7 protein-coding genes are annotated in these 7706 nt (G+C 43.5%); 2 read left to right on the top strand and 5 right to left on the bottom strand.

Features of this window, described 5'->3' with window-relative positions; all coding sequences use genetic code 11:
• Positions 1–138, bottom strand: a 138-nt coding sequence (locus tag M992_RS14700; protein WP_282955648.1) for an anaerobic C4-dicarboxylate transporter family protein, incomplete at its 3' end; no start/stop codon positions are given.
• Between the two features lie 471 nt (positions 139–609).
• On the opposite strand from M992_RS14700, the gene tyrP reads away from it, so the two are divergent.
• A complete protein-coding gene (tyrP, locus tag M992_RS08150) occupies positions 610–1758 on the top strand; it encodes a tyrosine transporter TyrP (RefSeq protein WP_241540391.1) in 1149 nt (382 codons plus the stop codon).
• A gap of 158 nt (positions 1759–1916) precedes the next feature.
• Here tyrP and M992_RS08145 read toward each other — a convergent pair whose 3' ends face one another.
• Entirely contained in the window at positions 1917–2459 is a 543-nt protein-coding gene (locus M992_RS08145; RefSeq protein WP_053908086.1) for a YfaZ family outer membrane protein, read from the bottom strand.
• A 285-nt stretch (positions 2460–2744) separates the two neighbouring features.
• On the opposite strand from M992_RS08145, the gene M992_RS08140 reads away from it, so the two are divergent.
• Entirely contained in the window at positions 2745–4184 is a 1440-nt protein-coding gene (locus M992_RS08140) for a catalase (RefSeq protein ID WP_053908085.1), read from the top strand.
• A gap of 73 nt (positions 4185–4257) precedes the next feature.
• On the opposite strand, the gene menE is transcribed toward M992_RS08140, so the two are convergent.
• Genes menE through menB form a run of 3 tightly spaced genes read right to left on the bottom strand, consistent with a single transcriptional unit; the run spans position 4258 to position 7696 of the window.
• On the bottom strand, positions 4258–5874 hold the full coding sequence (gene menE / locus M992_RS08135; protein ID WP_053908084.1) for an o-succinylbenzoate--CoA ligase: 1617 nt from the start codon (positions 5872–5874) through the stop codon (positions 4258–4260).
• Entirely contained in the window at positions 5862–6839 is a 978-nt protein-coding gene (gene menC / locus M992_RS08130; RefSeq protein WP_053908083.1) for an o-succinylbenzoate synthase, read from the bottom strand. Before menC ends, menE begins: the two co-directional genes overlap by 13 nt.
• Positions 6839–7696 carry a 1,4-dihydroxy-2-naphthoyl-CoA synthase gene (menB, locus tag M992_RS08125; RefSeq protein WP_053908082.1) on the bottom strand — a complete coding sequence of 286 codons (858 nt, stop codon included), beginning with the start codon at positions 7694–7696 and terminating at the stop codon, positions 6839–6841. The genes menC and menB overlap by 1 nt, the downstream gene beginning before the upstream one ends.
• Between the last annotated feature and the right edge of the window lie 10 nt (positions 7697–7706).

Below are 7706 nucleotides of genomic sequence, written 5' to 3'. Positions count from 1 at the left end.
TTTCCCGGGCGGGATACCAAACACAAAGACCAGAATAACCAGCCCGACACCACCAAGTAATCCTAACGCCATACCGCCTTTTTTTGCCCCGTAAAACAGACAGACCAGTATGATCACCAGTTGTATTAAAAAATCCATATTGCCATCCTTTTTATAATGTTTATTTACATTATGCGGAGGCTAAAATTGCAATTGTTGACCTAGATTAATTATTAAACTAATTTAAATTAAATTAATATTGGCTTCTCTCTTTCCTATCACATATTTTTTATTATTTATTTGTCATACTGCTATGTTATGTTCTTTTTCAAATAGTTATAAACATCCCATCTAATTTTATTCAACTTTACATTGTCTGTTTAGTTTTATTTCAACAGTAATTCTAACAAATAAACCTTAATTATCGGTTAAATTTAACACTAAATGATGATATTCATTATGTAAGTGTAAAATAATAATTACAGCTAATGTAATTGATATTTGACACACTTAAACAGATCGAATAATCTGCGTAACACATTAAATATTCATTTTTAATCCGAGGAAGTTGTGAAGAATCGTACGCTAGGTAGCGTTTTAATCGTCGCTGGAACAACGATTGGTGCAGGGATGCTGGCAATGCCTCTGGCGGCCGCCGGTGTTGGTTTTCCTGTTATGACAGTCATGCTTGTCACGTTATGGCTATTGATGAGTTATACCTCTTTACTATTAGTCGAGGTCTATCAACACAATCCTGCGGATATGGGATTAGGCACTATCGCCAAGAAGTATCTGGGTCGTCCTGGCCAATTAGTGACGGGATTCAGTATGTTGCTATTGATGTACGCCTTAACAACCGCCTATATTGGTGGTGCTGGAGTCTTAATATCTAGTAGCTTATCTTCTTGGTGGGGATTATCTATCTCGGTCGAAACCTCGATTATTCTATTTACTCTAATTGGCGGTATCGTTGTTGGTATTGGTACTCATTCCGTCGACTTTATAAATCGCTTGCTGTTCTCGGCAAAAACTATTTTCTTGATTATCATGCTCGGTGTGATGATGCCGCATGTTGAAAGCGTAAACTTAATCAATATGCCGCTAGAAAAAGGTCTGGTTCTCTCTGCTATCCCAGTAATTTTCACTTCGTTTGGCTTCCATGGCAGCGTACCGAGCTTGGTTAGCTATATGAAAGGTGACGTACGTAAATTACGCATGATTTTTATTTGCGGCAGCGCCATCCCGTTAGTCGCTTATATCTTTTGGCAAATCGCCACATTAGGCGCTATCCCGTCTGATACTTTCATGGGAATTTTAGCACAACAAGCTGGATTAGATGGCTTATTAACTGCAATTCGTGACGTAGTCTCTACCCCACGAGTCAATGTGGCGGTGAGCTTATTTATGGATTTAGCACTCGCCACCTCATTCTTAGGCGTCGCATTGGGGTTATTCGATTATGTTGCCGACTTATTTAAACGCAGTAATGAGTTATCTGGTCGCTTACAAACCGGCTTATTGACCTTTGTGCCGCCGGTATTATGTGCCCTGTTCTTCAGTAGTTTTGTTCAAGCTTTGACCTATGCGGCAGTAGCACTCTCGCTGTTAGCGTTAATTATTCCATCATTATTAGTGATGAGGGTCAGAAAGTTAGAAAAAGCGGGGGATTACCGTGTTATGGGCGGAAAACCTGTACTGATCATTGTGCTACTGTGCGGTATCAGCGTGATATTAATTCAATTTGCCATCGTCGGTGGTTTGCTACCAAGTGTTGGATAATAGAACAAAATCTATACTAGCCTCAGTCATAATATAATAAAACATTAAAAAAGCCATGACAGAATTATTCTGACATGGCTTTTTGTCTATTAGCTATATTAACTATAAACTCAACTAATTATGGGCTCAATATTTCAAACCTAACGTTTTTTAAACGATTAGAAACTCAACCCTGCACCAAGATAAAATCCATCGGCGATTTTATTACTCGGACGATGATCAGCCCCTTTAACATCAATCATACGGTAGCCTGCATCCACCGACAGTGGTGAGAATATAGTGTAACGCGCACCCACTTTGGTCTCGGTGTAAGAATCGCTACCTGAGGTTAATCCCGCAGGTGCACCGTAAGCTTCACCATAAATATTTAATGACGGCATAACGGTCCAATTTAGCCCGGCACCTGCGGCTAACGCCATACCATCTTTATTATCTTTAGGTGATAAATATAACGCTTTACCCCCAACATAAGCTGAGACTGGTCCAAACGGTAACCCAAATGTCGCGCCTAAACTACCCATTTGTCCGTTGTGATCACTACGCGTCCACGCACCATTGAATGCCAGACCTGAACCTTGAGTACCAATTCCGGCATACATCTCGGTATAGTGTTCGCCCACCTGAGCCCCTAAAGAGATTGCCTGTGCGCTCCCGGTACACACCATCGCAGCCGCCGCCATTGCAATTAAACTTTTGCGCATAATTTTATCCTTTAATTTACTTAGCTTATTATTCTTCAATGATACTTAATAATAGTGAAACAAACCGCATATATTTATACTTTTATCTCTACATATATATAGTTTTGTAAATATATTAATGCCAATATTAATCACAGCAATTGGTCATAAGTATTAGTGTTATACTACCTGTGATCAGATAATAATAACAATTGAATGTTTTTTATTCGCTTTCTACAACAGTAATTCACCTGTTTTTTAAACTAAAAATTGGCTTAATGTGTGTAATTTAACTGGAGTTATATGATGAAGAAAAAAGGTCTTACAACTGCGGCGGGCGCTCCTGTTGTTGATAATAACAACGTAATGACCGCTGGGCCGCGTGGCCCTATGTTATTACAAGATATCTGGTTTTTAGAAAAACTGGCTCACTTTGACCGTGAAGTTATCCCTGAACGTCGTATGCACGCTAAAGGTTCTGGTGCTTTCGGTACTTTTACTGTAACTCATGATATTACCGAATATACACGAGCAAAGATTTTCTCTGAAGTCGGCAAAAAGACTGAAATGTTTGCCCGTTTTTCTACCGTCGCAGGCGAACGTGGTGCGGCTGATGCAGAGCGTGATATTCGTGGATTTGCCTTAAAATTCTATACTGAAGAAGGAAATTGGGATTTAGTTGGTAACAATACTCCGGTATTTTATCTGCGTGATCCACTGAAATTCCCTGATTTAAACCATATCGTCAAACGTGATCCTCATACCAATTTACGCAATATGGCTTATAAATGGGATTTTTTCTCACATTTACCCGAAGCTCTACACCAGTTAACCATTGACGTCAGTGACCGTGGTATTCCAGCCGGTTATCGTTTCATGCACGGTTTTGGTAGCCATACTTACAGCTTCATCAACGATAAAAATCAACGCCATTGGGTTAAATTCCACTTCCGTTGCCAGCAAGGGATCAAAAATCTACAAGACGAAGAAGCCGAAGCGATTGTTGCTAAAGACCGTGAAAGCTCACAACGTGACTTGTTTAATGCAATTAAAGATGGCGATTATCCACGTTGGAATTTGCAAATTCAGATCATGCCAGAAGCTGACGCCTCTAAAGTCCCTTATAACCCATTTGATTTAACTAAAGTTTGGCCACATAAAGATTATCCATTGATCGATGTTGGTTTCTTTGAATTGAACCGTAACCCAGACAATTATTTTGCTGATGTAGAACAAGCCGCATTTAGCCCAGCCAATACCGTGCCAGGCATTGGTTTCTCGCCAGATAAAATGTTGCAAGGCCGCTTGTTCTCTTATGGTGATGCGCATCGCTACCGTTTAGGCGTAAACCATCATCAAATTCCAGTAAATGCCCCACGTTGCCCATTCCATAATTATCACCGTGACGGTGCCATGCGCGTCGATGGCAACAGCGGAAATGGTGTGACTTATGAGCCAAACAGTGCCGGTTTGTTCCAAGAACAGCCAAATTACAGCGAACCTCCATTAACTATTGAAGGTGCGGCAGATCACTGGAATCATCGTGAAGATACCGATTATTTCAGCCAGCCTCGTGCACTGTATGAATTACTCAGCGAAGATGAGCATCAGCGCATGTTTGCACGTATTGCCGGTGAGTTAATTGAAGCCAGCGAAGAAACACAGCAGCGCCAAATTGACTTATTCCGCCAAGTTCATCCGGAATACGGTGCTGGCGTCGAGAAAGCATTAAACGCGCTAAAATAATCGTGTTATCTAGTTGCTTCAACGTCAGGCAACTGTAGTCGTAGACACCCGCATTGGCGGGTGTTTTTTCATGTTAAGGCCGCTCGGCAACCCAGCGTTTGATTGCTTGACGAGAGATCTTAATACCACCAGATTTTAATTGTTCATCGAGCCAATAAAAAGCCACAGGATACTGAAACACCGCCAATTTCGGCTTTAACCATATTTGCAGTTGCTCTAGACACAAATCAGTCGTCCCTTCGATAACCGCTACCGGGCGATGACCAAATTCAATATCTGCACGCGGAACCACAAAACACTGAGTGACTTGCGGATGGCTCGCTATCACTGCTTCAATGTCCTCTGGCTGAATACCTTCGCCACCACTGAAAAATAAATTATCTAAGCGGCCTAAGATTTGATATTCACCGTCGACAAAAGCGCCTTTATCATTAGTAGCAAACCAACCTTGGAGATCTTCCTGCATCGGTTTTTCTGACGATAAGCATTTTAGCGGTACGATTTGATGATCAAACCAATAGCCTAACGCTTGGCTATCCGCACAAATTTGGATTTCACCATCAACCAATCGGACTTTTTTACCCATAAGTGGTAAGCCCACCCCGGGTTTACCATCGGCTCTTTTGGCACAAATAGTCGAGGCCATTTCAGTCATGCCATAACCACTCCAGCAACGGATCCCCTGCTTCTGCGCAGCGTCGGTTAATTCCGTCGGAATAGCCGCTCCGCCAAGTAACACATCGTGCAAAGTTTGTAGATGTGCTTCTGGCTGGGCCAATAAGCGCCATAATTGTGTCGGCACTAATGATGCGTGAGTTACCCCTTGCAATGCTTGCGCTAATGGCATTGAAGGCTTAATTGCCAAGATTGCACCGCGTAATAACCAGCGCCAAACAATCCCTTGACCAGAAACATGAAACAGCGGTAGAGATAATAACCAACAATCTTGTGGCTGATAGGTAAGCAATCCTAATACACCCTTGGCACTCAGTAAATGCGCCGCCGTATGATGTACCGCGGCTTTTGGTAATCCGGTCGATCCTGAGGTTAAAATCAAGGTCGCTGGACGGTACAGATCGCAAGGCGGCAATGCTTGAAAGAGGGGATTATCTGTTCGTACTTTGCCTGAGACTGATTTATTAGTCACGGCATCGGAGGTGATTAATTTTCCAGTACATAGCGCAGCAGCATCATAAGTTAAGGCCGGATAAGATAATGTTCGACAAGACGTTGCTGAGTAAACGCTGCCTGTAGTCAAAATTATCGGTTGCGAATCAAACTCAAGCACAAAATCAATATTGAGCCGTGGCAACAATTGCGCCAACAAATCAATCGGTAAACGAGGATTCAACGGTAATACACGCGCACCACAGGTTATTAGTGCTAACTGGCACAACAGCAAATCTAGACTATTTTTACCGCGCAATACTACGCCATGGCCCGGTAGAACACCTTGAGCGACAAAACTGCAGCTATATTGTTCAATCCGCTGATTTAATTGATACCAACTCAGAGACTGAATGGCTTTAGCCTCTGTGCTTTCGGTGCCAATATCCGCGCAGCTATCAACGCAACTATCAGTGCAACTATTCGCCAACGAATCGGCAGAAAAATACAGTGCCGTAGCGTCACCGCGCTGAGCTGCCCAGTGACGCCACGGCCAATCAGTAAATTGACTCAGCACTGCCATGGAGCGCCTAAATCATTCAGCGTTAACGCCGGAATCGTACAATCTGGCCAGGTTCTCACTAGCTGATGTTGTATTAAATCCACCGTATCTAAACCTGGTAGCGTATTTGGGGTCAACCAATGTGCGATACGGGCCAGTTGGGTCAAACCAAAACTGGTCTCAATCGATGAGCTGATCACGGCTTGCAAACCACATTGATGCGCTTGTTCGATTAAGCGACGACAATAGGACAAACTGCCCGTTAAAGTGGGTTTAATCACAATCGCGCTAACTCCCGCTTGCGCCATAACCTCAAAATCGGCCTCACGCACACTTTCATCCCAAGCAATAGCAATACCGGTATCTGCCGCAAATGACAACGATTCTGCACGCGTTTTGCAAGGCTCTTCGAGAAAATCAATCCGGGAGCGATATTCTGGATTGACATATTTGGCAAATCCATCAGCTTTTGCTCGGGTCCAGCTGCGGTTAGCGTCTAAACGCAAGCGTAAATCAGGAATGGCTTCTAACAACACATTCACCACCATACCATCGCGTACCGCTTCATATAATCCGACTTTAACTTTGGCAATTTTATCGCCAGCCATATCGTTCAAGCGAATGATGAGATCGTCAGGATCGCCAGTACACAAGGGCGCTTTGCGATAATCGGCGGTATCTGGTAATTGGCCCTGTAATTCTGCCAATGCACAGCTAATACCAAAGGCTACCGAAGGCAGATCGCTCATCGGCGGAGTGTTATCCCCCTGCGCTACCCACTGGCTTAACCATTGTTTTGCCGCTTCTGCAGCCTGTTCACAGGTTTCTTGGCTAAATTCGGGCAATGGTGAAATCTCACCCCAACCGGTCTTTTCACCTTCCTGTAACTGGACTAAAAAGCCATCACGAGTTTTAAGTCGCTGATAACGAAGAATAATGCCCGCCTCCATCGGCAGGCTAAAAGCATATAATTTGGCGCTTCGCATTATGGATTACGCTTGAATTTAGAGAAGTCCGGTTGGCGTTTTTGATTAAAGGCATTGCGGCCTTCTTGGCCTTCTTCGGTCATATAAAACAGCATAGTAGCATTACCCGCCAGTTCTTGTAGCCCCGCTTGTCCATCACAATCGGCATTTAACGCCGCTTTTAAGCAACGTAAAGCCATTGGGCTATTTCCTAACATTTCACGGCACCAACGGACAGTCTCTTTTTCCAAATCTGCATACGGAACCACGGTATTAATTAAGCCCATATCAAGTGCTTGCTTAGCATCATACATACGGCATAAGAACCAGATTTCACGAGCTTTTTTCTGGCCAACAATGCGCGCCATATAAGCGGCCCCCCAGCCTCCGTCAAATGAACCTACTTTAGGTCCTGTTTGACCGAATTGTGCATTTTCAGCCGCAATAGTGAGGTCGCACATCATATGTAATACATGTCCTCCACCGACAGCATAACCCGCTACCATCGCCACGATAGGTTTAGGGCAAGTGCGGATTTGACGTTGGAAATCCAAAACATTTAAATGATGAACGCCGCTATCATCTTGATATCCGCCGTAATCACCACGAATTTTCTGATCGCCACCCGCACAGAAGGCATGCTCACCCGCGCCGGTTAAAATAATGGTGCCGATATTATCGTCGTAACGTGCATCGGACAGTGCATTGATCATTTCTTTCACCGTTTGTGGGCGAAATGCATTGCGTACCTCTGGGCGATTGATGGTGATTTTTGCAATACCATCTTCTGATTTATGATACAAAATATCATCAAATCCAGCAGAACAATCCAGCCAGTGAATCGGGGCATACAGTTTTTCTTCGCTTGGATAAAGCATGTTTTAAGTT

The organism is Moellerella wisconsensis ATCC 35017, assembly GCF_001294465.1.
Taxonomy (GTDB): domain Bacteria; phylum Pseudomonadota; class Gammaproteobacteria; order Enterobacterales; family Enterobacteriaceae; genus Moellerella; species Moellerella wisconsensis.
The sequence above is the reverse complement of the archived record's forward strand: the minus strand, read 5'-3'. Positions and strand labels throughout refer to the sequence as shown.

Excerpts from the sequence above, each read along its gene's own strand:
- menE (WP_053908084.1), bottom strand. The coding sequence starts at position 5,874 with ATGGCAGTGCTGAGTCAATTTACTGATTGGCCGTGGCGTCACTGGGCA.
- M992_RS08145 (WP_053908086.1), bottom strand. The coding sequence starts at position 2,459 with ATGCGCAAAAGTTTAATTGCAATGGCGGCGGCTGCGATGGTGTGTACC.
- menB (WP_053908082.1), bottom strand. The coding sequence starts at position 7,696 with ATGCTTTATCCAAGCGAAGAAAAACTGTATGCCCCGATTCACTGGCTG.
- M992_RS08140 (WP_053908085.1), top strand. The coding sequence starts at position 2,745 with ATGAAGAAAAAAGGTCTTACAACTGCGGCGGGCGCTCCTGTTGTTGAT.
- tyrP (WP_241540391.1), top strand. The coding sequence starts at position 610 with ATGCTGGCAATGCCTCTGGCGGCCGCCGGTGTTGGTTTTCCTGTTATG.
- menC (WP_053908083.1), bottom strand. The coding sequence starts at position 6,839 with ATGCGAAGCGCCAAATTATATGCTTTTAGCCTGCCGATGGAGGCGGGC.